Source organism: Geodermatophilus sp. URMC 64 (genome assembly GCF_053502555.1).
On sequence record NZ_CP199955.1, the window covers coordinates 3,071,074 to 3,094,575 of the forward strand.

Consider the following 23,502-nt stretch of genomic DNA (forward strand, 5'->3'; position numbering starts at 1 on the left):
CCGACGCCGGGACGCCGCCCTGCTCAGGCCGCCGCCGGGACCGGGTCCGCGCCGCCGGTGGCGCCGGGGCGGCAGCGCAGCAGCCGGCGCAGCGTCAGCCACCCGCCACGGCGGGCGCCGTGGGTCCGGATCGCCTCGATGCCGTAGGCCGAACAGGTCGGCGTGAAGCGGCAGCACGGCGGCCGGTGCGGGCTGATCTCCCGCTGGTAGAGGCCGATCGCGGCCACCATCCGCTCGGCCAGGCCGCCGCCCGCCGTCCTCTCCCGGCCGAGCTGCCGGACGGCCCGGGGGGCGACGAGCAGCAGCTCGCTGCCGCAGCCGAGGGCCTGGGCCAGGCAGCAGCCGGTCTCGAGGAACAGCAGGTCGCGCAGGCACGAGCCCCCGCCACCGCCGCGGCGGTAGTAGCCGGGCGGCGGGCCGTACCCCCGTCCGAAGACTGGGCCGCCGAAGCCCCGCCCGTAGGCCGGCGGGTACCGGCGGCCGTAGCGCGGCCTCCGACGGCGCGGACCGGTGCCCCAGACGAAGACCATGCCCCGATCCTGCGGGAGCGCGACGCCATCCGCAGAGCGGAGGATGCGAGCCGTGACGGTGCGTCCGACCCTGGCCGAGGCCCTCGCGGCCGGGCCGCTCGTCCTCGACGGCGGTCTGGCGACCGAGCTGGAGCGGCGCGGGCACGACCTGGGCTCGGCGCTGTGGTCGGCGCGGCTGCTGCACGACGACCCCGCCGCGATCGCGGCCGTGCACGCCGCCTACGCCGAGGCCGGCGCGCAGGTGGTGACGACGGCCAGCTACCAGGCGACCTTCGAGGGGTTCGCCCGCGCCGGCCTGGACACCGGGACGACGCGGCGGCTGCTGGAGCGCTCCGTCGTCCTGGCCCGGGAGGGGGCGCCGGAGGCCTGGGTGGCCGGCTCGGTCGGGCCGTTCGGCGCGATGCTGGCCGACGGGTCGGAGTACACCGGCGCGTACGCCGACGAGCTGGGCGTCGCGGCGCTGCGCCGCTTCCACCGCCCGCGGATGCAGGTCCTCGCCGAGGCCGGCGCGGACGTGCTCGCCTGCGAGACCGTGCCCGCGGCCGCCGAGGCCGAGGCACTGCTGGCCGAGGCGGTGTCGCTCGGCGTACCGGTCTGGCTGTCGCTGACCACGGTGGTGGACGGCGACGGCGTCGTCCGCACCCGCCGCGGGGAGCCGGCCGCCGACGTCCTCGCGATGGCCGCCGGGGTCGGCGAGGCGGTGGCGGTCGGCGTCAACTGCACCGATCCGGCCGGCGTCCTGGCGGCGGTCGAGGCGGCGGCGCCCTCCCGTAAGCCGGTCGTCGTCTACCCGAACAGCGGCGAGGGGTGGGATGCGGCCGGCCGGCGGTGGACCGGCGCACCGGCGGCGGCTGAGGACGACGTCCCGGCCTGGGTGGCCGCCGGCGCGCGGCTGGTCGGCGGCTGCTGCCGCACCGGCCCCGACCGGATCCGCGACATCGCCGCCGCCCTCACCGGCGGCCCAGACCGTGGTTTATCGGGATAAACCACGCGTGCTTTATCCCGATAAAGCGCCTAGAGGATCGGCTTGCCGCCGGTGACAGCGATCCGTGCGCCGGAGATGTAGCTGGCCTCGTCGCTGGCCAGGAGCACGTAGACCGGCGCCAGCTCGGCCGGCTGCCCGGCGCGGCCCAGCGGCACCTGCTCGCCGAAGCTCTCCACCTTCTCCTCCGGCATCGTCGACGGGATCAGCGGCGTCCAGATCGGGCCCGGCGCGACACTGTTGGCCCGGATGCCCTTCTCGGCCAGCATCTGGGCGAGGCTGGCGGTGAAGTTGGCGATGCCGGCCTTGGTCATCGCGTACGGCGCCAGCTGCGGGCTGGGCATGTCGGAGTTCACCGACGAGGAGTTGATGATCGAGCCGCCCGGCGGCATGTGCGGGACGGCGTCCTTGCAGAGGATGAACATCGCCGTGAGGTTGGTGGCCAGGGTGTGGTCCCACTCCTCGTCCGGGATCTCGTCGAGGGTCTCGTGGGTCATCTGGAAGGCGGCGTTGTTGACCAGGACGTCGACCTTGCCGAACGCCTCGACCGCCTTCGGGATGATCGTCTTCGCGTGCGCCCGGTCGGAGATGTCACCGGGCACCAGCACGCACTTGCGGCCGGCCTCTTCCACGTAGCGGGCGGTGTCCTGCGCGTCCTCGTGCTCGTCGAGGTAGGAGATGAGGACGTCGGCACCCTCGCGGGCGAAGGCGATCGCGACCGCCCGGCCGATGCCGCTGTCGCCGCCGGTGATGACGGCGGCCTTGCCGGTCAGCTTTCCGGAGCCGCGGTAGCTCTCCTCCCCGTGATCGGGCTTCGGGGTCATCTCCCCCAACGTGCCGGGCGGGGTCTGCTGCTGTGCGGGCTGGGACTCAGGACGCGGTGACGACATGCGCGGCGACTACCCGCGCCTCGCCGTCCGGAACCCGCTCCCCCATCGGCCCCGAACATGCTTTTGGGGTCGAACTCGCCCCCGTGGAGTCCGGCAGGACCCGTGGAGCACGAGTTCGACCCCGGAAGAGGGTCGAGCGCCGCTTCAGGCCGCGCGCGAGACGGATGATTCAGCGGGCGCGGCGATGGGGAGGTCCCAGCGCATCTCCAGCCGGCGCCGGCCGGCCGCGTCGACGACGGAGACCCAGCGGCACTCCGGGCATTCCCTGCTGCGCACCGTCGCGGCCCCTCTCGTTCACCTGCTGTTCACCTTCTGTCCACCATCGGTCCATGTGTGCCGCCGGCGGAGGTCTCGTTACCGGATCGTGATCGTCCGGCTCGGCCGGGCGTCGGCGCGGGAAGCTGTGCGGCGTCAGGCACGCTGGTGCCCACGATGACCGACACAGTCACCCCTCCCCTGCTCGACGACGCCGCCGACCTGTCCGGGCTGCGCGCCCTCGGCGACGACCCCGACGAGCTGTTCGCCCGCTTCGCCGCCTGGGCCGACGCCGGGGGCACGACGCTCTACCCGGCGCAGGAGGAGGCGCTGATCGAACTGGTCAGCGGCGCCAACGTCGTCCTCGCGACGCCCACCGGGTCGGGCAAGTCCCTGGTCGCCACCGGTGCCCAGTACGCGGCGCTGGCGGCCGGACGGCGCAGCTTCTACACCGCGCCGATCAAGGCGCTGGTCAGTGAGAAGTTCTTCGCCCTCTGCGGGGTCTTCGGCGCGGAGAACGTCGGCATGCTCACCGGGGACGCCGCGGTCAACCACGACGCGCCGATCATCGCCTGCACCGCCGAGGTGCTCGCGAACATCGCGCTGCGCGAGGGGGGCCCCTCTGGATCCAGCTCAGCCGGCATAGGTCTCGTTGTCATGGACGAGTTCCACTTCTACGGCGACCCCGACCGCGGGTGGGCCTGGCAGGTGCCGCTGCTCGAGCTGCCGACGGCGCAGTTCCTGCTGATGTCGGCGACGCTCGGCGACACGGAGAAACTGCGCGAGGACCTCACCCGCCGCACAGGCCGGCCCACCGCGCTGGTCGCGCACGCCGAGCGCCCGGTGCCGCTGCACCACTACTACGCGACGACGCCGATGCACGAGACGATCGGCGAGCTGCTCGACACCCGCCAGGCGCCGATCTACGTCGTCCACTTCACCCAGGCCTCCGCGCTGGAACGGGCGCAGGCGCTGATGAGCGTCAACGTGTGCACCAAGGAGGAGAAGGCCGCGATCGCCGAGATGATCGGCGGGTTCCGGTTCTCCTCGGCGTTCGGCGCGACGCTCTCCCGGCTGGTCCGCCACGGCATCGGCGTCCACCACGCCGGGATGCTGCCCAAGTACCGGCGGCTGGTCGAGCAGCTGGCCCAGGCGGGGTTGCTCAAGGTCATCTGCGGCACCGACACCCTCGGCGTCGGCATCAACGTGCCCATCCGGACCGTCGTGTTCTCCGCGCTGTCCAAGTACGACGGCACCCGCATGCGGCTGCTCACCGCCCGCGAGTTCCACCAGATCGCCGGCCGCGCCGGCCGCGCGGGCTACGACACCGCCGGCACGGTCGTCGTCCAGGCGCCCGAGCACGAGGTGGAGAACCTCAAGCAGTTCGCCAAGGTCGCCGACGACCCGAAGAAGCGACGCAAGCTGGTCCGCAAGAAGGCGCCCGAAGGCATGGTGCCGTGGTCCGAGGCGACCATGAAGCGGCTCGTGGACGCCGACCCCGAGCCGCTGACCAGCCACTTCCACGTCACGACCGGGATGATCCTCAACGTCGTCGCCCGCCCCGGCGACCCGGTCGCGGCGATGCGGCACCTGCTGACCGACAACCACGAGCCGCGCAAGCGGCAGCTGCGGCTGGTCCGCGAGGCGATCGGCATCGCCCGCTCGCTGCTGCAGGCCGGCGTCCTCGTCCGGCTCGACGAGCCGGAGCCCGACGGACGGCGCTACCGGCTCACCGTCGACCTGCCGCCGGACTTCGCGCTCAACCAGGAGCTGTCCACCTTCGCCCTCGCTGCGATCGAGCTGCTCGACCCGGCGTCGGACACCTACGCGCTCGACGTGGTGAGCGTCGTCGAGGCCACCCTGGACGACCCGCGGCAGGTCCTCGCCGCGCAGCTGTCCAAGGCCAAGGCCGAGGCGGTCGCGCAGATGAAGGCCGAGGGGATCGAGTACGAGGAGCGCATGGAGCTGCTCGAGGAGGTCAGCTACCCGCAGCCGCTGGCCGAGCTGCTCGAGCACGCCTTCGACGTCTACACGCGGTCCAACCCGTGGGCCCGCGACGCGCACCTCTCCCCCAAGTCGATCGTCCGCGAGATGTGGGAGCGGGCGATGACCTTCCGCGAGTACGTCTCCACCTACGGGCTGACCCGCTCCGAGGGCGCCGTCCTGCGCTACCTCTCCGACGCGTTCAAGGCGCTGCGCTCCGGCGTCCCCGCCGCCGCACGCACCGACGAGGTGACCGACCTCGTCGAGTGGCTCGGCGAGCTGGTGCGGCAGGTGGACTCGAGCCTGCTCGACGAGTGGGAGTCCCTGACCAACCCGGACGACGGGGCCGTGGCCGAGGTCGCCGTCCCGGCCCGGCCGCGGCCGCTCACGGGCAACGAGCGCGCCTTCACCGCGATGGTGCGCAACGCGCTGTTCCACCGGGTGCAGCTGTGGGCCCGCCGCCGCTGGTACGACCTCGGCGAGCTGGACAAGGACGCCGGGTGGGACGCCGAGCGCTGGGGCGAGGTCGTGCGGGCCTACTTCGCCGAGCACGACGAGGTGGGCACCGGCGCCGACGCCCGCGGTCCGGGGCTGCTGATCTGGGACAAGCAGCCCGGTGTCTGGCGGGTGCGGCAGATCCTCGACGACCCGGCCGGCGACCACGACTGGGGCCTGGACGTCGAGGTCGACCTCGACGCCTCCGACGAGGAGGGGCACGCGGTGCTCCGGCTGGTCGACGCCGGCCGCAGGTAGAAGGACCCCCCTTCCCCCCACGCCTCGCAAGCTCGGCGCGGGCCCCTGAAGGGGGGCCGGGGGATCAGTGCGCGGCGGCCTCGTGCCGGGCGGCGGGGTAGGCGTGGATCACCGCGCTGCGCAGCCGGGGCACGTCGTGGACCAGCCGGTGCTCGGCCTCGTGCGCGAGGGCGTGCGCGTCCGTGACGCTCACGCCGCCGTCGATCTCGAGGTCCGCCTCCGCGTGCAGGGCGTGGCCGATCCAGCGCATCCGCACCCGGCGCACGCCGGTCACCCCCGGCGTGGACCGCAGGGTCGCCTCCGCGCGGTCCACCAGCGCCGGGTCGACGGCGTCCATCAGCCGCCGGTAGACGTCGCGGGCCGCCGTCCGCAGCACCGCGAGGATCGCCACGGTGATCACCAGGCCGACGATCGGGTCGGCGAGCGGGAACCCGGCGGCGACACCCGCGGCGCCGGCGAGGACCGCCAGCGAGGTCAGCCCGTCGGTACGGGCGTGCAGCCCGTCGGCGACCAGCGCCGCCGACCCGATCGCCCGCCCGACGCGGATCCGGTGGACGGCGACCAGCTCGTTGCCCGCGAAGCCGATCAGCCCGGCCAGGGCGACCCAGCCGACGTGTGCCACGGGAGCCGGGTCGAGCAGGCGGCGGACGCTCTCCACCGCGGCGACCACCGCGGAGGCCGCTATCACCGCCAGGATGAACAACCCGGCGAGGTCCTCGGCCCGGCCGTAGCCGTAGGTGTAGCGGCGGTTGGCGGCCCGGCGGCCGACGACGAAGGCGATCCACAGCGGGACGGCGGTCAGCGCGTCGGCGACGTTGTGGACGCTGTCGGCCAGCAGGGCCACGGAGCCGCTCAGCGCCACGACCAGCAGCTGCAGCGCGGCCGTGACGGCCAGCGCGACCAGGCTGGTCTTCACCGCCCGGATGCCGCGAGCGGAGGACTCCAGGGCGGCGTCCACCGCGTCCGCGGCGTCGTGGCTGTGTGGATGGGCCAGCCGCCCGCGCAGGCCGTGCCGATGGCCGCGGTGCTCGTGCTCGTGGGGGCTCGCGTCAGGCACCGTCGGCCTCCCGGTGCAGCGGAACCAGGCCGGCGTCGCGCAGGTGGTGACCGGGCACCCCCGGGCCGGCGTGCTCGGCGTTGTGGATGGCGTCGGTCACCAGCTGCCCGATGTGCTCGTTCTCGAGCCGGTAGAAGATCTGGCTGCCCTCGCGGCGGGTCGCGACCATGCGGGTCATCCGCAGCTTGGCCAGGTGCTGGGACACCGACGCCGGGGTCTTGCCGACCTCGGCGGCCAGCTCGTTGACCGACAGCTGCCGCCCGACGAGTGCCCACAGGATCCGCACGCGCGTGCCGTCGGCCAGCATCCGGAAGGCCTCGACGGCCAGGGCGACCTGATCGTCGGACGGCGCGGGACGGCGCGACTGCGCATCTGCACGCATGCGCAGATGCTAGGACGACCCGAGCACCCGGCGATGCTCAGCTGATTCACAGGTTGCGAAACCTGTACGTCCGTCTTCGCGCTGCCTAGATTGCCTGGTCAGCGGGCGGTCACGGGAGATCCTCCGGGGGGTCCGGCCGGTCCCGCGGGTGGGCAGGGGCCATGCGCGATGCGCTTGTCGCCTTCTCGACCGTGCGCCGGTGGGCGCTGGCCGGCGGGGCGGTCCTCCTGCTCGCCGGCTGCACCTCCTCGGCCGAGGACCGGGAGACCGCCGGGCCGGCTCCGGCGTGCCCGGCCGGCCGGGCGGAGCCCGACCCTGACCGGCCGGTCGTCGACCTGGACTTCCGGCTCGACGACGACCTGCGCACGGTGACCGGCACGGAGACGGTGACGTTCACGCCGGACCTGCCCGTCGAGGAGATGTGGTTCCGGCTCATCCCGAACGCGCCGCAGTCCTCGCCGCACCGGCTGAGCGTGGACGACGTCCGCGGGGAGAATGTCGCCGGCGGCGGCTACGTGGCCGCCTCGGCCGCCCCCGGCAGCCCGGGCGGCCTCTACCGGGTGGATCTGCGCGACCCGGTGGCCGCCGGCGGGTCGGTGCAGGTGGAACTGGACTTCACGCTGCGGCTCACCACCCGGGAGACGCCGGCCGGGTTCGACCGGTTCGGCGTCCGGGACGACGTCACCTGGTGGGCCAGCGGCTTCCCGATCCTCACGTGGGAGCCGGGCGTCGGGTGGGCGCGCGATCCGTTCGTCGAGATCAGCGCCGAGACGACCGCGGCCACCGTGGCCGACACCACCATCCGCGTCTCGGCGCCCGAGGACCTCGTCGTCCTCATGACCGGCGCGCAGGAGCAGCCCCGCGAGGCCACCGGCGGACGGCGGATCTGGGAGTCGCACGAGCCGGTGTCCCGCGACGTCAACGTCGCGGTCGGCCGGTTCGACACCGCCACCGCGACCACCGGCGGCACCACGGTCACCGTCGGCGTCCTGCCGGACTACGACGAGTCGGCGGACGACCTGGCCGCGGACACCGTCCAGGCGATCCGGCTGCTGGAGGAGCGGGTCGGGGACTTCCCCTACCCCACGCTGACCGTCCCGTACGTGGACGAGCACGGCGGCGGCGAGGAGTACTCCTCGTCGATCCTGATGGGCGACGACGACTTCGGCCTACTGGTGCACGAGGTCGCGCACATGTGGTTCTACGGCATGGTCGGCAACTCGCAGTACCGCGACCCGTGGCTGGACGAGGCCTTCGCCACGTACGCCGAGACGGTCGCCGACGACCACGGCCACTGGGACGACCTGGAGGACGGCGGCGACGTCGCCGGGACGATGAGCGACTTCGCCGACCAGGACGACTACGAGGAGCGCGTCTACTCGAAGGGCGCGGCCGCCCTGGCGGCCGCGCGGGAGGCGGCAGGCGAGGAGAAGTTCGACGAGGCCGTGCGCTGCTACGTGGACACACAGGCGTGGACCATCGCCCGCCCGGAGGACCTCGCCCGGGCCCTCGCCGGGCTCCCCGCCGCCCTCGACGTGCTGGTCGAGGCCGGCGCCCTGGAACGGGAGGACGTCGAGGCCGCCGCCGACGACTGACTGGTCCTACGACGCAGGTCGCACTGGCATCCGCCGATCCGCGGTGTCACTGTGGAGAGCGGCAGGACCGCTCGGGGGATGAGCGAAGGCGACGAACGATGACCTCAGCACCCCACGCGTCCACCGGCCGCGTCCCCGCGGGCGTACGGCCGGCGCGGATCGCCGTCCCGGTGTGGGCTTGGCCGATCCTGCTCTACGGGCTGGCCGCGCTGTTCCTCATCCTCGAGGACAACGGCGCGGTCCTGCTCGGCGCGGCCGACACCGTGCACGAGTTCTTCCACGATGCCCGGCACGCGTTCGGCGTGCCCTGCCACTGAGGCCGGGGGTGTCCGCGACCGCCCGGCAACGCGCCGCGGCCGCCGACCTGTCCTTCGGCGGGCTCCTCGGGCGGCTGGCGCTGGCCGGCCTGGTCGCCGGGCTCCTGTCGAGCGGGTGGCTGCTCCTGGTCACCGAGCGGGCGCTGGCCCCGGCCATCGCCGTGCAGCAGGCGCGGGAGGCCGCCGGCACCGCCGCGCCGGCGCACGAGGAGATCTTCGGCCGCGGCACGCAGGTGTTCGGCGGCGTGCTCGGCACGGTGCTGGCCGCCGTGCTGCTCGGACTGGTCTTCGCCGTGGTCTACGGCCTGGTCCGCCACCGGCTGCCTGGCCGCACCGACTCCGCGCGCGTGAGCCTGCTCGCGGCGATCGGTTTCGGCATCGTCGGCCTGCTGCCGATGCTCACGATTCCCGCCAACCCGCCGGGCGTCGGAAACCAGGACACGGTCTCCTCGCGGACCGCCATCTACCTGGGCGTGCTGCTGTGCGGCGTCGTCGTCACGATGCTGGTCGCCGCACTGGTCAGCCTGCTGCGGCACCGGGGTGTGGCCGCAGCCCCGACCGCGGCCGCCGCGGCGGCGCTCGGCATCGCCCTGGTGGCCCTGCTCGTCGTCCTCGTGCCCGACAACCCGGACGCGATCCCGGACGACGTCACGGCGTCGATCGTGTGGGACTTCCGGCTCGCGACACTGGGTCAGCAGGCCGTGCTGTGGCTCGCCCTGGGCCTGACCGGCGGCTGGCTGCTCGACCGCGCGACCGCCGAGCGGGCCTGAGGCGGGGGCTGCCCGACCGCTGACCGCTCCCGCCACCGGCGTGTGACAACCTCGACGTCGATGAGCGCGGTAGCAGCCGGGTGAGCCCCCTCGAGTTCGTCCTGCTCGTGCTCGCCGGCATCGGGGCCGGGCTGACCGGGAGCATCGCCGGCCTCGCCTCGCTGATCAGCTACCCGGCGCTGCTCTCGGCCGGGATCCCGCCGGTGACCGCCAACGTGACCAACACCGTCGCGCTGGTCCTCAACAGCGTCGGCGCGGTCAGCGCCTCCCGGCCGGAGCTCACCGGCCAGGGCCGGCGGCTGCGCCGGTTGGCGGTGGCCGCCGTCCTCGGCGGCGCGGCGGGCATGGCGCTGCTGCTGCTGACGCCGTCCGAGGCCTTCGAGCGGATCGTGCCGTGGCTCATCGGCGGGGCGTCGATCGCGCTGCTCGTCCAGCGGCCTCCGGCCGAGCTCGCCGCCGAGGCCGCCACCCATCCGCACCCGCGGGGTGATCCGCGGTGGCTGCCGCTCGGGACGTTCGCCGTCGCCGTCTACGGCGGCTACTTCGGCGCCGCCGCCGGCGTGATGCTGCTGGCGATGTTCCTGCTCGGCACCGGCGAGGGGCTGCCGGTCGGCAACGCGCTGAAGAACGTCGTCCTCGGGTGCGCGAACGCCACCGCCGCGATCGGCTACGTGTTCCTGACCTCGATCGCCTGGTCCGCGGCGCTGCCACTGGCGATCGGCCTGTTCGTCGGCGGCCGCATCGGCCCGCGCGTGGTGCGCCGGGCGCCGCAGAAGCTGCTGCGGCGGGTCATCGCGGTGGCCGGGATCGCGCTGGCGGTCAAGCTCGGCTACGACGCCTACGCGTAGCCGTCCTCACCCGCGGGCGACGTAGGCGGCGAGGAAGAGCACGAAACCGCTGACCAGGAGCAGCAGTCGCGCGGGCGTCAGCCCGTTGAGCAGGGCCGCGGTGACCTCGACCGACGCCGGGCGGACGGCCGCCTCGCGGACGCCGCGGCGGACCAGCCGCACCTCGTCGGCGAGCAGCGGACCGGCCGCGCCGAGCAGGCCCATGCCGACGACCAGCAGCACCAGCGCCAGCCGCTCCCGGAAGCCGTCCGCCTGGCCGGCCAGGAGCAGCACGGCGACCAGCCCGAGTGCGGCGCCGAGCAGCGCGCCGGCGACCGGCGCCCACGGACCCATGCGGGTCACCGGCCCGCCCCGCCGGGGACGCACGACCGGGCGGCCGGCCACCGGTGCGGTCGGGTGGGACGGGCCCGGGTCCCCGGCCCGCTCCGGCGCGGCGACCGCGACCTGCTCGAGGGGAACCGCCGCCCCCGGCCCGGTGCCGCCCGTCGGCTCGGGCGGCTCCCCGGCCGGAGCACCCTCGGCGGTGGGCACGTCGGATTCAGTCATCACTCACCTCATCCGTCACGCTAGGCCCAGGGGACGACGGACCCGGGGAACCCGCCCGGCGATCCGGCGATCCGTCTGCGGTGCCGGCGTCGTATGCCGAAAGTGCACAGTCGTCCACCGGACGCCCCCCGTCGCCGGCCAAACGCGCAGGTGGTGGCAGTAACGGTCCGTCGCCGTCCGATGGCATCACGTCCGAACGCGCGACACACTAGGGGAACTAACCCGTTCCGGTGTATCCGGCCCCCTTGACCCTTCTCCTGGTCGGTGGAACTTTCCGCGCCGTCGGTGACCGCAGGGGTCACCCTCGGCCGGACCGCAGAGGGACTGCCCGGCAGGGAACGGGGAAATCCGGTGAACCCTTCGAAGCAAGCCGCCCGTGATCTCCGACATGGGGGCGACGCGTGGGGCCGCACCGCCGCACCCGGCACCCACGCCCGGTACTCCCCCGTACCAGCTCGCTCCCTACCCGCGTGCGACCCCCTCCTGCCATCGACGCGCCGTGCCGGCTCGCCACCGCCACACCTCGGCCCACTTCGGCCGGCGCATCACCACCCTGAGCAGACAGGAATCACGATGACCGCGATCAACGCCGATCGGTCCATCCCTGTCCGTCGCGACGCCGGCTCGCACCGGCACCGTGACGGCAGATCCGCTCCGGCCACCCGCTGAGGAGGCCGTCGTGTCGGTCATCTCCTCGCCGCAGGCGTTCAACGAGGAAGAGCTCTACGTCGACCTGCGGACCGTCTTCGGGCACCAGCTCTTCCTCAAGTGCGAAGGGTTCAACTTCGCCGGGTCCATCAAGCTCAAGGCCGCGACCGAGATGGTCGAGGCCGCCGAGCGCGACGGGATCCTCACCGAGGACTCGGTCCTCATCGAGTCGTCGTCGGGCAACCTCGGCGTGGCCATCGCCATGCTGGCGGCGAGCAAGGGCTACCGCTTCCTGTGCGTCACCGACTCGCGCTGCAACCTCTCCACCCGCCGGCTGATGGAGGCCCTGGGCAGCCAGGTCCACGTCATCACCGAGCCGGCCGACGTCGGCGGCTTCCTGGGCGCGCGGATCCAGTACGTCGAGCGGCTGTGCGCCTCCGACGACCGGTACGTGTGGCTGAACCAGTACACGAACCCGGGCAACTGGCTGGCGCACTACCGCCGGACCGCGCCGGCCATCGCCCGCGCGTTCCCCCGGCTGGACGTGCTCTTCGTCGGGGCCGGCACCACCGGCACACTCATGGGCTGCGCCCGCTGGTTCCACGAGTGGCACCGGCAGGTGCGGGTGATCGCCGTCGACGCCGTCGGCTCGGTGACCTTCGGCGGCCCGCCCGGCCGCCGGATGATCCCGGGCCTGGGCACCAGCGTGAAGCCGGCGCTGCTCGACGAGTCGTTCATCGACGAGGTGGTCACCGTCGAGGAGGCCGACACCGTCCGCGCCTGCCACCGGCTGGCCCGGCACGGCTTCCTGTTCGGCGGCTCCACGGGCACGGTGGTGAGCGGGGCGATGGGCTGGCTGGCCCGCAACGACGGCCGCGACCTCACCGCGGTCGCGATCGCCCCGGACCTCGGCGAGCGCTACCTCGACACGGTGTACCAGTCCAGCTGGGTCGAGGACCTCTACGGCGCCGAGGTGCTGGCGGCGGGCCGGGTCGACCGCAGGCGGCCCAACGGCCGCACCCGCGCCACCGACACGCTGGTCCGATGAGCGCGGACGTCGACGCGGGTCCCGTGGCCGGCGCGAGCCGGCTACCCTCCACCCCCACCGAACGCGCCCTCGCGGAGGTGCTCGCCGGCGTCCTGAAAGTCGAGGGCGTCGGGGTCGACCAGAACTTCTTCGACGACCTCGGCGCGGACTCGATGCTGATGACCCGCTTCTGCGCCCGGGTGCGCAAGCGGGGCGGACTGCCGACGGTGGCGATCACCGACGTCTACCGGAACCCGACGATCCGCGACCTGGCGACGGCGCTGGCCGACACCGGGCCGACGCGCGTCGAGGCGGCGCTCGCCGAGGTGCTGGCCGAGGTCCTGCAGGCGGAGCGGGTCGGGGTCGACCAGAACTTCTTCGACGACCTCGGCGCGGACTCGATGCTGATGACCCGCTTTTGCGCCCGGGTCCGCAAGCACGCAGAGCTCCCGGCGATCTCCATCAAGGACGTCTACCAGCACCCCACGATCAGCGGCCTGGCAACGACGCTGGCTCCCGTCCCGGTACCAGCGCCGCTCGTCCCCGCCGATCCGGCAGCGCGCACGGCCGGGCCGGTCGCCCCTGCGCCGGACCAGGCCGGGAGGCGGGCCGGCCGCCTGGAGTACGTCCTCTGCGGAGCGCTCCAGCTGCTGATCTTCCTCGGTTACCTCTACCTCGGCTCGCTGCTCACCGACCGCGGCTATGAGTGGGTGGCGCAGGGCGCGGGCTGGCTCGACATGTACCTGCGGGCCGCGCTGTTCGGCGGCCTGGGCCTGCTGATCCTGTCCATCCTGCCGATCGTGGCCAAGTGGACGCTCATCGGTCGGTGGCGCCCCGAACCGATCCGCATCTGGAGCTTGGCCTACGTCCGGTTCTGGATCGTCAAGACCCTCATCCGGTCGAACCCGCTGCTGCTGTTCGCCGGCGAGCGGGGGCAGACCAGTGGCTGCTCCCCGCTCTACGTGCTCTACCTCCGGTCCCTCGGCGCGAGGATCGGCCGTGGGGTCGCGATCTACTCCCGCACCGTGCCGGTGTGCACCGACCTGCTCACCATCGGGGACAACACGGTCGTCCGGAAGGACTGCTTCTTCAGCGGCTACAGCGCCCACGCCGGCGTGATCCGTCCGGGGCGGATCACCCTGGGCAAAGATGTGTTCGTCGGCGAGGCGACCCACCTGGACATCGAGACCACGATGGGCGACGGGGCGCAGTTGGGCCACGCCTCTGCGTTGCAGGCCGGGCAGGTCGTGCCCGCCGGTGAGCGCTGGCACGGGGTCCCCGCCCAGCGGGGCGGCGTCGACTACCGACGGGTCCCGACGACCGAGCTGAGCTCCCTGCGCCGGTTCACCTACAGCGCCGGGCAGTTGGCGACCATGCTCCTCTTCTACGTGCCGCTGACCGTGGCCGGCGCAGGCCTGCTGTTGGCCGGGGTTCCAGCGCTGAACCGTCTGCTGGGCGGGCACGACCTGGAACTGGCCAGCTGGATCCTCTACCGCGACGCCCTGATCATCTCCGCCGTCTTCTTCTTCGTCCCCCTCCTCGTCGGGCTGCTCGTCATAGGCACCGTTCCCCGGCTGCTCAACCGGTTCATGGAGCCGGACAAGGTCTACCGCCTGTACGGCTGGCACTACGGGATCCACCGGCTCATCGGGCGGCTGACCAACGGCAGGCTCTACCCGACCCTCTTCGGCGACAGCTCCTACATCGTCCACTACCTGCGGTGGATCGGGTACGACCTGACCACCGTCGAGCAGACCGGCTCGAACTTCGGCACGGTGATGAAGCACGAGACGCCGTTCCTGGCCACGATCGGCCGGGGGACGATGGTCGCCGACGCGTTGTCGATCATCAACGCCGACTTCTCCAGCACGTCCTTCCGGCTCTCCCGGGCGACGATCGGCGCGCACAACTTCCTCGGCAACGCCATCGCCTACCCCGCGGGCGCCCGCACCGGGGACAACTGCCTGCTGGGGACGAAGGCCCTGGTTCCCGTCGAGGGCGAGGTCCGCACGGACGTCGGGCTGCTCGGATCGCCCAGCTTCGACATCCCGCGCACGGTCCTGCGGGACAGCCGGCTCGGCCCGAAGAGCGAGGCGGAGTTCCGCGAGCGGCTGCACGCCAAGAACATGCACAACCTGCGCACCATGGGTCTGTTCCTGCTCGTGCGGTGGGGCAACGTGTTCGGCCTCACGGTGCTGGCCATGGTCGGGGCGAACCTGTATCAGCGCACCGGGTCCGAGTTCGTCGTGCAGCTGGAACTGCTGCTGACCGTTCTGTTCGGCTTCGCGTACTTCACGCTCATGGAGCGCGGGTTCCTGCGGTTCCGGCGCCTGCAGCCGCAGTGCTGCTCGATCTACGACCGGTACTTCTGGTGGCACGAGCGCTTCTGGAAGTTCGCCTTCACCGGCCCCGAGAAGATGCTCGCTGGCACGCCCTTCAAGAACGTCCTCTCGCGGCTGCTGGGGGTCCGGATCGGGCGGATGGTCTTCGACGACGGCGTCGGCACGCCGGAGCGGACGCTCGTCACCATCGGGGACTACTGCACCCTCAACGAGGACAGCCACATCCAGTGCCACTCGCAGGAGGACGGCGCCTTCAAGTCCGACCGCAGCACGCTGGGGGCCGGGTGCACTCTCAGCGTCGGCTCCTTCGTGCACTACGGCGTGACGATGGGTGACGGCGCCGTGCTCGCTGCCGGGGCCTTCCTCATGAAGGGCGAGGAGGTCCCCGCCGGGGCCCACTGGGGCGGCAACCCGGCACGGGAGCTGCCCCCCCATGAGCTGCCCTCCACCACGCCGGCGCCGCTGCCCGCCCCTGCCACCGCCGCCCTGAACGGGAAGATCACGAGCGGGGCGGTCCTGAACGGAGCGATTCCCAGCGGGGCCGTCCTGAACGGGGCCGTCCTCAACGGAGCCGTGAACGGGGCCGTCCTGAACGGAACGCCGGTGAACGCAGCGGCCGGGAACGGCGCGGCCAAGGTCCGCGGCCGGCACCGCGCCCCCACAGGCCGCCACGCGGCGCCGTCCCGGTGAGAGGAACTTCCCGATGACCGTGCTCGCCGAGACCGACCGCGAGTTCTGGCGTGAAGTCCTGCTCGCCGGGGGACGCACCACCGTCCCCCGGTGGACGCTCGAGCCGGTGCCGGGGGTCGCGCAGTGCCGCACCCCCGTCCCCGCTCACGAGCTCGCCGCCGTGGACCGGCTCGCGACCGAGCTCGACGTGCCGCCGTCCGCGGTGCTGCTCGCCGCGCACGCGCGGGTGCTCGCCGCGCTGGCCGGGGAGGACGACGTCGTCACCGGGCTCTCCACCGGCGGCGCCCCCCTCCCCTGCCGGATCGCCACCGCCGCCGGCTCGTGGCGGGGACTGCTCCGGGAGTGCGCGCAGGCAGAGTCGGCCGTGCGGGCGCACGCGGAGTTCCCGGTCGGGGACCTGCGGCGCGAGCTGGGCGTGCCGGCGCAGTTCGAGACCGTGGTCGACCTCGGCGGGCTCGGCGGGGACCTGCCGGACGACGCCGTCCTGCGGCTGGAGTTCCGGCGGGACGACGACGGCCCGGTCCTGGCCCTGACCTACCGGACCGACGCGATCGACTCCGCCTGCGCGGACCGGATCGCCGGCTACCACCTGACCGCGCTGGCCCAGCTGGTCGCCGACCCGGACGCCGACCCGCGGCAGCAGTGGCTGCTGTCGGCCGACGAGCTGGCCTTCCAGTTCGACTGGCTGGCCGGCCCCCGGCGGGAGCTGCCCGACGTCCGGGCGCACCAGCTGTTCGAGCAGCAGGTCCGCGCGCACCCGGACGCCGTGGCCGCCGTCCACCGCGGCCGGGAGTGGACCTACGGCGAGCTGAACGCGCGGGCCAACCGGATCGGGCGCGCCCTGGCCGCGCGGGGGCTCGGCGCGGAGGCGGTCGTCGCGGTCGTGACCGAGCGCAACCTCGACTGGCTGGCGTGCGTGCTCGGCATCTGGAAGGCCGGGTGCGCCTACCTGCCGCTCGAGCCGCAGTTCCCGGCCGGCCGGCTGGCCGCCGCGCTCGGCCGGTCAGAGTGCCGGCTGGTGCTCACCGACGGCGGCGCCAGCGCCGGGCTGGACGAGGCCCTGGCCGGCCTGCCCGGCGTCGAGCGGCTGACCGTCGGGGCGGCGGACGGCGAGGGCCACCCGGACGGCGACCTCGAGGTGCCGGTCGCCCCGGACCAGCTCGCCTACATCTACTTCACCTCCGGCTCCACCGGGGAGCCCAAGGGCGCGATGTGCGAGCACGCCGGCATGCTCAACCACCTGCTGGCCAAGATCGACGACCTGGGCATCGCCGAGGGGCAGGTGGTCGCCCAGACAGCGCCGCAGTGCTTCGACATCTCGCTGTGGCAGCTGGTGAGCGCGCTGCTCGTGGGCGGGCGGACGCTGCTGGTCGAGCAGGAGGTCGTCCTCGACGTCGAGCGGTTCGTCGACACGGTCACCGAGGGCCGCGTCGCGGTGCTGCAGGTCGTGCCCTCCTACCTCGAGGTCGTCCTCTCCTACCTCGAGCAGCACCCCCGCCCGCTGCCGGACCTGCGGATCGTCTCGGTCACCGGCGAGGCGGTGAAGAAGGGACTCGTGCAGCGCTGGTTCGCCACCGCGCCCGACATCCCGCTGGTCAACGCCTACGGCCTCACCGAGACCTCGGACGACACCAACCACGCGGTGCTGACCCGCCCGCCGGACGGCGACCGGGTGCCGGTGGGCCGGCCGATCGCCAACGTGCACGTCGACGTCCTCGACGAGTACGACCACCCGGTGCCGCTCGGGGCGACCGGGCTGATCGTCTTCTCCGGCATCTGCGTCGGCCGCGGGTACGTCAACGACCCCGAGCGCACCGCCGCGCTCTTCGGCCCCGACCCGAACCGCTCGGGGCAGCGGATCTGCCGGTCCGGCGACTACGGCCGCTGGCTGCCCGACGGGACGCTCGACGTCCTCGGCCGGCGGGACAACCAGGTGAAGATCCGCGGCTTCCGGATCGAGATCGGCGAGATCGAGAACGCGCTGCTGCGGGTGCCCGGGGTCCGCGACGGCTGCGTCGTCGTCGCCGAGCGGCCGGACCGCAGCCGGCACCTGGTGGCCTTCTGCTGCGGACCGGAGCCGGTGGACGTCGACGCGCTGCGCGGCCGGCTGGCGCAGACGCTGCCCGAGTACATGCTCCCGGCGGTCGTGGCCTGGCGGGCGACGCTGCCGCTGACCGGCAACGGCAAGATCGACCGCAAGGCGCTGACCGCGCAGGCCGCGGACCTCGAGCCCACCGAGACGCGGTCGGCGGCGCCGTGCACCGACGCCGAGCGCCGGGTGGCCGCCGCCTGGGCCGCGATCCTCGGCATCCCCGAGGAGCGGATCGGCCGCCAGGACTCCTTCTTCGACCTCGGCGGCACCTCGCTGTCCGGGGTGAAGCTCGCGGTCGCGCTGGACCGCGCGGTCTCCCTCAAGGACGTTGTCCGCACCCCCGTGCTGGCCGACCTGGCCGAGCTGCTCGCCGGAAGGACCTAGACCGATGCTGCCCACCCTCCCCGACCTGGCCCTGGCGCCCGGCCGGCCACCGCTGCTCCGGGCCGAACCCACCGGGGGCGCGGTCGGCTGGGCGGCCGAGCACCGCGCCGCCCTGCGTGCCGTCGTCGCCGAGCACGGCGCCGTCCTGATCCGCGGCCTCGGCCTGCGCGACGCGGACGAGGTGGGCGCCGTCTTCCGGCAGCTGGCCGACGCGCTGATGCCGGAGCGGGAGGCCTTCGCCCCCCGGCAGGTGCTCGCCGACGGCGTCCACTCCTCGACGAAGTGGCCGCCCGGCCAGCCGATGTGCATGCACCACGAGCTCAGCTACCGGCTCGAGGTGCCGAGCCTGCTGCTGTTCGCCTGCCTCGTGGCCCCGGCCAACGGCGGCGCGACCGCCCTCGCCGACGGCCCGACCGTGCTCGACGCGCTGCCGGCGGACCTGGTCGACCGGTTCGAGCGGGAGGGCTGGCTGCTGGTCCGCACCTACAACGACGAGATCGGCGCGCCGTGGGCCGAGGCGTTCGGCACCGACGACCGGGCCGCCGTGGAGGACTACTGCCGCGCCGAGGGCATCGACTTCGAGTGGCAGGACGACGGCGGGCTGCGCACCCGGCAGCGGCGGGCCGCCGTGATCCGGCACCCGGTCACCGGCCGGCGCACCTGGTTCAACCAGGTCGCCTTCCTCAACGAGTGGACGCTGGACCCCGACGTCCGCGAGTACCTGGTCGACGTCTACGGCGCCGACGCGCTGCCGTTCACCACCCGCTTCGGGGACGGCGAGCCGATCGGCGAGGACGTCGTCACGCTGCTCAACGAGGTCTACGACGCGCACACCGTCCGCGAGCCGTGGCAGGCCGGCGACCTGATGCTGGTCGACAACCTGCGCACCGCGCACAACCGGGAGCCCTACGCCGGCGAGCGCCAGGTGCTGGTCGGGCTCGGCGACCCGGTGCGCCTGTCCGGGACGGGGGCCGGCCGATGACCGCCGTCCCGCCGTTCGCGGTGATCCCCGGCGCCCAGGTGCAGGCGGTCCTGGCCGGCCGGGAGAAGGAGATCGTCGAGCTGGTCGAGGCCACCTACCGGCTGCACGGCGCCGGCGACTCGGTGAACCCGCCCTCGTACTTCCTGCGCTTCCCGGACCGCCCCACCGCGCGGATCATCGCGCTGCCGGCGTCCATCGGGGGGCAGATCCGGGTCGACGGGCTGAAGTGGATCTCCAGCTTCCCGGAGAACGTGGCGGCCGGGATCCCGCGCGCGTCGGCGGTGCTGATCCTCAACGACCACGACACCGGCTACCCGTTCGCCTGCCTGGAGAGCTCGGTGATCAGCGCGACCCGGACCGCGGCGTCGGCGGCCGCGGCGGCCGACTGGCTGACCCGCAGCCGCCGCCGGCCGGCCCGGATCGGGTTCGTCGGCGTCGGGCTGATCGCCCGCTACATCCACACGTTCCTGGCCGGCACGGGCTGGGCGTTCGACGAGATCGGCGTGCACGACCTGTCGCCGGAGAGCGCGGCCGGGTTCCGCGGCTACCTCGAGCAGTCGGGCACCGCGGCGGCGGTGACCGTGCACGAGAGCGCCGAGTCGCTGATCCGCGGCAGCGACCTCGTCGTGTTCGCCACGGTCGCCGGATCGCCGCACGTCAACGACCGCTCGTGGTTCGACCACTCCCCCGTCGTCCTGCACGTCTCGCTGCGCGACCTGGCGCCGGAGATCCTGCTCGACGCGGTCAACGTGGTGGACGACGTCGAGCACTGCCTCAAGGCGGAGACCTCGCCGCACCTGGCCGAGCAGCTCACCGGCGGCCGCGACTTCCTCGCCGGCACACTGGACGACGTCATGACGGGGCGGGTGAGCATCCCGCCGGACCGGACGGTGATCTTCTCCCCCTTCGGGCTCGGCGTGCTCGACCTGGCGGTCGGCAAGTTCGTCTACGACCGGGTGGCCGGTGCCGGCGACCTGCACGCGGTCGAGGATTTCTTCTCCGAGCTGCGCCGGTACGGGTGAGCGCCTCCCCGGACACGGCCGTCCCGGCGCTGCCCCCCGGCGTCTGCCAGGTCTGGTGGGCCCGCACGTCCGACGTGCGGCCGGAGCACGACCTCTTGCTGGCCCCCGGGGACGTGGCGCGGCGCGCACGGTTCGTGCAGGACGCCGACCGGCGGCGCGCCACGGCGGCCCTCGCCGTCCTGCGGACGGTGCTCGGCATCCACCTCGAGCAGCCGCCGGCCGCCCTGGAGATCGACCGGCGCTGCCGCGTGTGCGGCGGGGACCACGGCAAGCCGTGGCTGCCCGCCGCGCCCGACGTGCACTTCTCGGTGTCGCACTCGGGCAGCTGCGTGGCCGTCGCGATCCACCGGGGCGCCGCGGTGGGCGTCGACGTCGAGAAGGTGGAGCGCTTCGAGGTGGCCGAGCCGGAGACCCTCGCCGAGGACGTGCTCGCGCCCGAGGAGCAGGCGGAGCTGGCCCGCTACCCGGTCGACGAGCGGTCCGTCGCCTTCACCACCTACTGGAGCCGCAAGGAGGCGGTGCTCAAGGCGACCGGGGACGGCGTGACCGGGTCGCTGGCGGACCTCGTCGTCACACCGCCCTCGGCGCCGCCCGCGGTGCTGCGCTGGCCCGGGGCCGCGGTGTCGCTGCACGCACTGCGCGCGCCGGCCGACCACGTCGCCGCGCTCGCCGTCGTCGGTGCCGGACCGGTGCGCATCGACGAGCTCGACGCCCGGCAGCTGCTCGGCAGTGCTCAGAGCAGCCGGCGGCTGCCCTCGGCGACCACGCGCAACCAGCGGTAGCCGTAGCCCTCCAGCGGCAGCTCCGCGTCGCCCTTCTCCGACAGCGGGGTCGTGCCGTCGGCCAGCAGGTCGGCCAGGGAGTGGGTGGCGTCGCAGCCCTCGAGGGTCAGCGGCACCGTGCAGGGCTCGGGGCCGAGGTTGTGCAGGGCGACCAGCGTGCCGTCGTCCCAGCGGCAGAGGTGCGCCAGGACGGCGGGGTGCGGCTGGTCGAGCAGCTCGAACTCGCCCCAGCCGAGCTCGGGGCACTCGCGGTAGCGGCGGATCAGCAGCTTCATGAAGGACAGCAGCGACTCGGGGTCGCGGCGCTGGTCGGCGACGTTGACGTGCTCGGGCGCGAAGCCGCCGGTCACGACGGGCGCGGCCAGCTTGCGCGGCTCGGCCGTGGAGAAGCCGCCGGTGCGGCCGGGCGTCCACTGCATCGGCGTCCGGACGGCGTTGCGGCCCTCCGCGTCGAGGTTCTCCCCCATCCCGATCTCCTCGCCGTAGAAGAGGACCGGCGTGCCGGGCAGGGAGAACAGCAGGCTGTAGACCATGCGGATTCGGCGCGGGTCGCCGTCCAGCATGGGCGGCAGCCGGCGGCGCAGGCCGCGGCCGTAGACCTGCATCCGCTCCTCGGGGCCGAAGGCGGCGAAGACCTCGGCGCGCTCGTCGTCGGAGAGCTTGTCGAGGGTCAGCTCGTCGTGGTTGCGCACGAACGTCGCCCACTGGCTGTCGGGGCTGACCGGCGGCCGCTGCGCGAGGGCGGTCGCCAGCGGGCCGGCGTCGGCGCGGGCCAGCGAGAGGTAGAGCGCCTGCATGCCGATGAAGTCGAACAGCATGGTCAGCTCGTCGCCGTCCGTGCCGCCGAAGAACTGCGCCTGCTGCTCGTGCGGCAGGTTCACCTCGCCGAGCAGCACGCCGTTGCCGCTGCGCCGGCCGACCAGCTGCCGCAGCGCACGCAGGTACTCGTGCGGGTCCTGGAACGCCTCGTCGTCCGTTCCCTCGGTCTCGAGCAGGAAGGGGACGGCGTCGACGCGGAAGCCGGCCAGCCCGAGCTGCAGCCAGAAGCCCATGACCTTGGCGATCTCGTCGCGGACCTTCGGGTTGGTGACGTTGAGGTCGGGCTGCTCCTTGTAGAAGCGGTGCAGGTACCACTCGCCGGTCTTCTCGGAGAGCTGCCAGACGCTGTTCTCCTCGTCGGGGAAGACGACCTCTTTCTTCGTGTCGGGGGGCGGGTCGGACCGCCAGACGTAGAAGTCGCGGTACGGCGAGTCCTTGCTGGCCTCGGCGGAGCGGAACCAGGGGTGCTTGGCGGAGGTGTGGTTGACGACGAGGTCGGCGATGACCCGCATGCCGCGGTCGTTCGCCGTCCGGATGACCTCGACCAGGTCGCCGTGGGTGCCCAGCCGCGGGTCGACACCGTAGAAGTCCGTGATGTCGTAGCCGTCGTCGCGCTCGGAGGTCGGGTAGAAGGGCATCAGCCACAGGCAGGTGACGCCGAGGTCGGCGAGGTGGTCGATCCGCTGGGCGAGACCGGCGAGGTCGCCGCAGCCGTCGCCGTCCCAGTCCAGGTAGGTCTCGACGTCCAGGCAGTAGACGACCGCGGTCTTCCACCAGAGGTCGCTGGTGTCGGTGATCCTCATTGGAGGGCCACCGCCGGTTGCGGGGTGTCGACGTCGAGCTGCGGGAGCACGTGCTCGCCGAAGGCGTCGAGGAAGCCGCGCTGCTCGACCCCGACGTGGTGCAGGTAGATCGCGTCGAAGCCCAGCTCCTGGTACTCGGCGATCCACTCCGCGTGCCGGCCGAGGTCGCTGGAGACGCGTACGACCTCCGCGATGTGCTCCGGGCGGACGTGCGCGGTGGCCTGGTCGAACGATTCCGGGCTGTCGAGGTCCCACGCCAGCGGCGGGCCGATGGCGCCGCTGCGCCACTGCTCGAAGGCCGTCGCGAGCGCCTGCTCCTCGTCGGGGTCGTAGGACAGGTGCAGCTGCAGGGCGGCGGTGCCGTGGCCTCCGGCGTCGCGGTAGGCGGCGAGCATCTCGCGGAGCTTGTCGTGCGGCTGGTTGATGGTGACCAGCCCGTCGGCCCAGTCGGCGGACGCGCGGGCGGTGGCGACGGAGACCGCGGGCGCGATCAGCTGCGGCAGGTGCTCGGGCAGGGTCCACAGCCGGGCGTGGTCGACGGTGACCAGGCCCTCGTGGCTGACCTCCTCCCCGGCCAGCAGCGCGCGGATCACCTCGACGCACTCGCGCAGCCGGGCGTCGCGGACCTCCTTGCGCGGCCACCGGTCGCCGGTGATGTGCTCGTTCATCGCCTCGCCGCTGCCGAGCGCGACCCAGAAGCGGCCGGGGAACATCGCGTCGAGGGTGGCGATCGCCTGGGCGATGATCGCCGGGTGGTAGCGCTGGCCCGGCGCGTTCACCGCGCCGAACGGCAGCGTCGTCGTCGCCAGGGCCGCACCCAGCCAGGACCACGCGAAGCCCGAGTGCCGCTGGGCGGGGTTCCACGGCGCGAAGTGGTCGGAGCACATCGCCGCGGTGAACCCCACCTGCTCGGCGTGCCGGACGGCGTCCAGCAGCTGGGCCGGGTGGACCTGCTCGTGCGAGGCGTGGAAGCCGATCACGCTCATGCGGCCTGCCTACCGGG

19 protein-coding genes are annotated in these 23,502 nt (G+C 73.5%); 12 read left to right on the forward strand and 7 right to left on the reverse strand.

The window, feature by feature from the left end; all coding sequences use genetic code 11:
• Nucleotides 1-23: 23 nt before the first annotated feature.
• Nucleotides 24-530, reverse strand: a complete 507-nt coding sequence (gene yidD, locus ACWIYF_RS14950; protein ID WP_448623615.1) for a membrane protein insertion efficiency factor YidD — start codon at nt 528-530, stop codon at nt 24-26.
• Nucleotides 531-582: 52 nt separating this feature from the next.
• Between yidD and mmuM the strand changes: the two genes are divergently transcribed.
• On the forward strand, nt 583-1,515 hold the full coding sequence (gene mmuM / locus ACWIYF_RS14955; RefSeq protein WP_448623616.1) for a homocysteine S-methyltransferase: 933 nt from the start codon (nt 583-585) through the stop codon (nt 1,513-1,515).
• Nucleotides 1,516-1,544: 29 nt separating this feature from the next.
• On the opposite strand, the gene ACWIYF_RS14960 is transcribed toward mmuM, so the two are convergent.
• Nucleotides 1,545-2,336: an SDR family oxidoreductase gene (locus ACWIYF_RS14960; RefSeq protein ID WP_448623617.1), complete on the reverse strand. Its 792-nt coding sequence runs from the start codon at nt 2,334-2,336 to the stop codon at nt 1,545-1,547.
• A 498-nt stretch (nt 2,337-2,834) separates the two neighbouring features.
• On the opposite strand from ACWIYF_RS14960, the gene ACWIYF_RS14965 reads away from it, so the two are divergent.
• Complete coding sequence (locus ACWIYF_RS14965) at nt 2,835-5,393, forward strand: DEAD/DEAH box helicase (protein ID WP_448623618.1); 2,559 nt, start codon at nt 2,835-2,837, stop codon at nt 5,391-5,393.
• Between the two features lie 64 nt (nt 5,394-5,457).
• On the opposite strand, the gene ACWIYF_RS14970 is transcribed toward ACWIYF_RS14965, so the two are convergent.
• Both ACWIYF_RS14970 and ACWIYF_RS14975 read right to left on the reverse strand, forming a co-directional pair.
• On the reverse strand, nt 5,458-6,450 hold the full coding sequence (locus ACWIYF_RS14970; RefSeq protein WP_448623619.1) for a cation diffusion facilitator family transporter: 993 nt from the start codon (nt 6,448-6,450) through the stop codon (nt 5,458-5,460).
• Nucleotides 6,443-6,832, reverse strand: coding sequence for an ArsR/SmtB family transcription factor (locus ACWIYF_RS14975; protein WP_448623620.1), 390 nt, complete (start codon nt 6,830-6,832; stop codon nt 6,443-6,445). Before ACWIYF_RS14975 ends, ACWIYF_RS14970 begins: the two co-directional genes overlap by 8 nt.
• Nucleotides 6,833-6,993: 161 nt before the next feature.
• Between ACWIYF_RS14975 and ACWIYF_RS14980 the strand changes: the two genes are divergently transcribed.
• From ACWIYF_RS14980 to ACWIYF_RS14995, 4 genes are all read left to right on the forward strand, one after another.
• Nucleotides 6,994-8,427: a M1 family aminopeptidase gene (locus tag ACWIYF_RS14980; RefSeq protein ID WP_448623621.1), complete on the forward strand. Its 1,434-nt coding sequence runs from the start codon at nt 6,994-6,996 to the stop codon at nt 8,425-8,427.
• A 98-nt stretch (nt 8,428-8,525) separates the two neighbouring features.
• Nucleotides 8,526-8,744 carry a hypothetical protein gene (locus ACWIYF_RS14985; RefSeq protein WP_448623622.1) on the forward strand — a complete coding sequence of 73 codons (219 nt, stop codon included), beginning with the start codon at nt 8,526-8,528 and terminating at the stop codon, nt 8,742-8,744.
• An 8-nt stretch (nt 8,745-8,752) separates the two neighbouring features.
• A complete protein-coding gene (locus ACWIYF_RS14990; protein ID WP_448623623.1) occupies nt 8,753-9,514 on the forward strand; it encodes a CbtA family protein in 762 nt (253 codons plus the stop codon).
• Nucleotides 9,515-9,594: 80 nt separating this feature from the next.
• On the forward strand, nt 9,595-10,362 hold the full coding sequence (locus ACWIYF_RS14995; RefSeq protein WP_448623624.1) for a sulfite exporter TauE/SafE family protein: 768 nt from the start codon (nt 9,595-9,597) through the stop codon (nt 10,360-10,362).
• A 6-nt stretch (nt 10,363-10,368) separates the two neighbouring features.
• Here ACWIYF_RS14995 and ACWIYF_RS15000 read toward each other — a convergent pair whose 3' ends face one another.
• Nucleotides 10,369-10,908 (reverse strand): hypothetical protein, encoded by a 540-nt coding sequence (locus ACWIYF_RS15000; protein WP_448623625.1) that lies wholly within the window; start codon nt 10,906-10,908, stop codon nt 10,369-10,371.
• A gap of 679 nt (nt 10,909-11,587) precedes the next feature.
• On the opposite strand from ACWIYF_RS15000, the gene sbnA reads away from it, so the two are divergent.
• The 6 genes from sbnA to ACWIYF_RS15030 are packed head-to-tail and all read left to right on the forward strand — an operon-like array spanning nt 11,588 to nt 20,877.
• The gene (gene sbnA / locus ACWIYF_RS15005; protein WP_448623626.1) at nt 11,588-12,604 is read left to right on the forward strand and encodes a 2,3-diaminopropionate biosynthesis protein SbnA; all 1,017 of its coding nucleotides are present in this window, start codon (nt 11,588-11,590) and stop codon (nt 12,602-12,604) included.
• Complete coding sequence (locus ACWIYF_RS15010; RefSeq protein WP_448623627.1) at nt 12,601-15,615, forward strand: Pls/PosA family non-ribosomal peptide synthetase; 3,015 nt, start codon at nt 12,601-12,603, stop codon at nt 15,613-15,615. Before sbnA ends, ACWIYF_RS15010 begins: the two co-directional genes overlap by 4 nt.
• A 13-nt stretch (nt 15,616-15,628) precedes the next feature.
• Nucleotides 15,629-18,091, forward strand: a complete 2,463-nt coding sequence (locus ACWIYF_RS15015) for a non-ribosomal peptide synthetase (RefSeq protein ID WP_448623628.1) — start codon at nt 15,629-15,631, stop codon at nt 18,089-18,091.
• Between the two features lie 4 nt (nt 18,092-18,095).
• Nucleotides 18,096-19,073 (forward strand): TauD/TfdA family dioxygenase, encoded by a 978-nt coding sequence (locus ACWIYF_RS15020; protein WP_448623629.1) that lies wholly within the window; start codon nt 18,096-18,098, stop codon nt 19,071-19,073.
• Nucleotides 19,070-20,095: a 2,3-diaminopropionate biosynthesis protein SbnB gene (gene sbnB / locus ACWIYF_RS15025; protein ID WP_448623630.1), complete on the forward strand. Its 1,026-nt coding sequence runs from the start codon at nt 19,070-19,072 to the stop codon at nt 20,093-20,095. The genes ACWIYF_RS15020 and sbnB overlap by 4 nt, the downstream gene beginning before the upstream one ends.
• A complete protein-coding gene (locus ACWIYF_RS15030) occupies nt 20,092-20,877 on the forward strand; it encodes a 4'-phosphopantetheinyl transferase family protein (protein WP_448623631.1) in 786 nt (261 codons plus the stop codon). The genes sbnB and ACWIYF_RS15030 overlap by 4 nt, the downstream gene beginning before the upstream one ends.
• Here ACWIYF_RS15030 and ACWIYF_RS15035 read toward each other — a convergent pair.
• On the reverse strand, nt 20,829-22,499 hold the full coding sequence (locus ACWIYF_RS15035) for an alpha-amylase family protein (protein ID WP_448623632.1): 1,671 nt from the start codon (nt 22,497-22,499) through the stop codon (nt 20,829-20,831). The genes ACWIYF_RS15030 and ACWIYF_RS15035 overlap by 49 nt on opposite strands.
• A complete protein-coding gene (locus tag ACWIYF_RS15040; RefSeq protein ID WP_448623633.1) occupies nt 22,496-23,485 on the reverse strand; it encodes a TIGR03885 family FMN-dependent LLM class oxidoreductase in 990 nt (329 codons plus the stop codon). Before ACWIYF_RS15040 ends, ACWIYF_RS15035 begins: the two co-directional genes overlap by 4 nt.
• Nucleotides 23,486-23,502 lie beyond the last annotated feature (17 nt).

What these genes read in the sequence shown, in the direction of transcription:
- ACWIYF_RS15020 (WP_448623629.1), top strand. Translation starts at nt 18,096, where the DNA reads ATGCTGCCCACCCTCCCCGACCTGGCCCTGGCGCCCGGCCGGCCACCG.
- ACWIYF_RS14980 (WP_448623621.1), top strand. Translation starts at nt 6,994, where the DNA reads ATGCGCGATGCGCTTGTCGCCTTCTCGACCGTGCGCCGGTGGGCGCTG.
- ACWIYF_RS15000 (WP_448623625.1), bottom strand. Translation starts at nt 10,908, where the DNA reads ATGACTGAATCCGACGTGCCCACCGCCGAGGGTGCTCCGGCCGGGGAG.
- ACWIYF_RS14965 (WP_448623618.1), top strand. Translation starts at nt 2,835, where the DNA reads ATGACCGACACAGTCACCCCTCCCCTGCTCGACGACGCCGCCGACCTG.
- sbnB (WP_448623630.1), top strand. Translation starts at nt 19,070, where the DNA reads ATGACCGCCGTCCCGCCGTTCGCGGTGATCCCCGGCGCCCAGGTGCAG.
- ACWIYF_RS14975 (WP_448623620.1), bottom strand. Translation starts at nt 6,832, where the DNA reads ATGCGTGCAGATGCGCAGTCGCGCCGTCCCGCGCCGTCCGACGATCAG.
- ACWIYF_RS15010 (WP_448623627.1), top strand. Translation starts at nt 12,601, where the DNA reads ATGAGCGCGGACGTCGACGCGGGTCCCGTGGCCGGCGCGAGCCGGCTA.
- ACWIYF_RS14960 (WP_448623617.1), bottom strand. Translation starts at nt 2,336, where the DNA reads ATGACCCCGAAGCCCGATCACGGGGAGGAGAGCTACCGCGGCTCCGGA.
- ACWIYF_RS15035 (WP_448623632.1), bottom strand. Translation starts at nt 22,499, where the DNA reads ATGAGGATCACCGACACCAGCGACCTCTGGTGGAAGACCGCGGTCGTC.
- ACWIYF_RS15015 (WP_448623628.1), top strand. Translation starts at nt 15,629, where the DNA reads ATGACCGTGCTCGCCGAGACCGACCGCGAGTTCTGGCGTGAAGTCCTG.
- ACWIYF_RS15040 (WP_448623633.1), bottom strand. Translation starts at nt 23,485, where the DNA reads ATGAGCGTGATCGGCTTCCACGCCTCGCACGAGCAGGTCCACCCGGCC.
- yidD (WP_448623615.1), bottom strand. Translation starts at nt 530, where the DNA reads ATGGTCTTCGTCTGGGGCACCGGTCCGCGCCGTCGGAGGCCGCGCTAC.
- ACWIYF_RS14985 (WP_448623622.1), top strand. Translation starts at nt 8,526, where the DNA reads ATGACCTCAGCACCCCACGCGTCCACCGGCCGCGTCCCCGCGGGCGTA.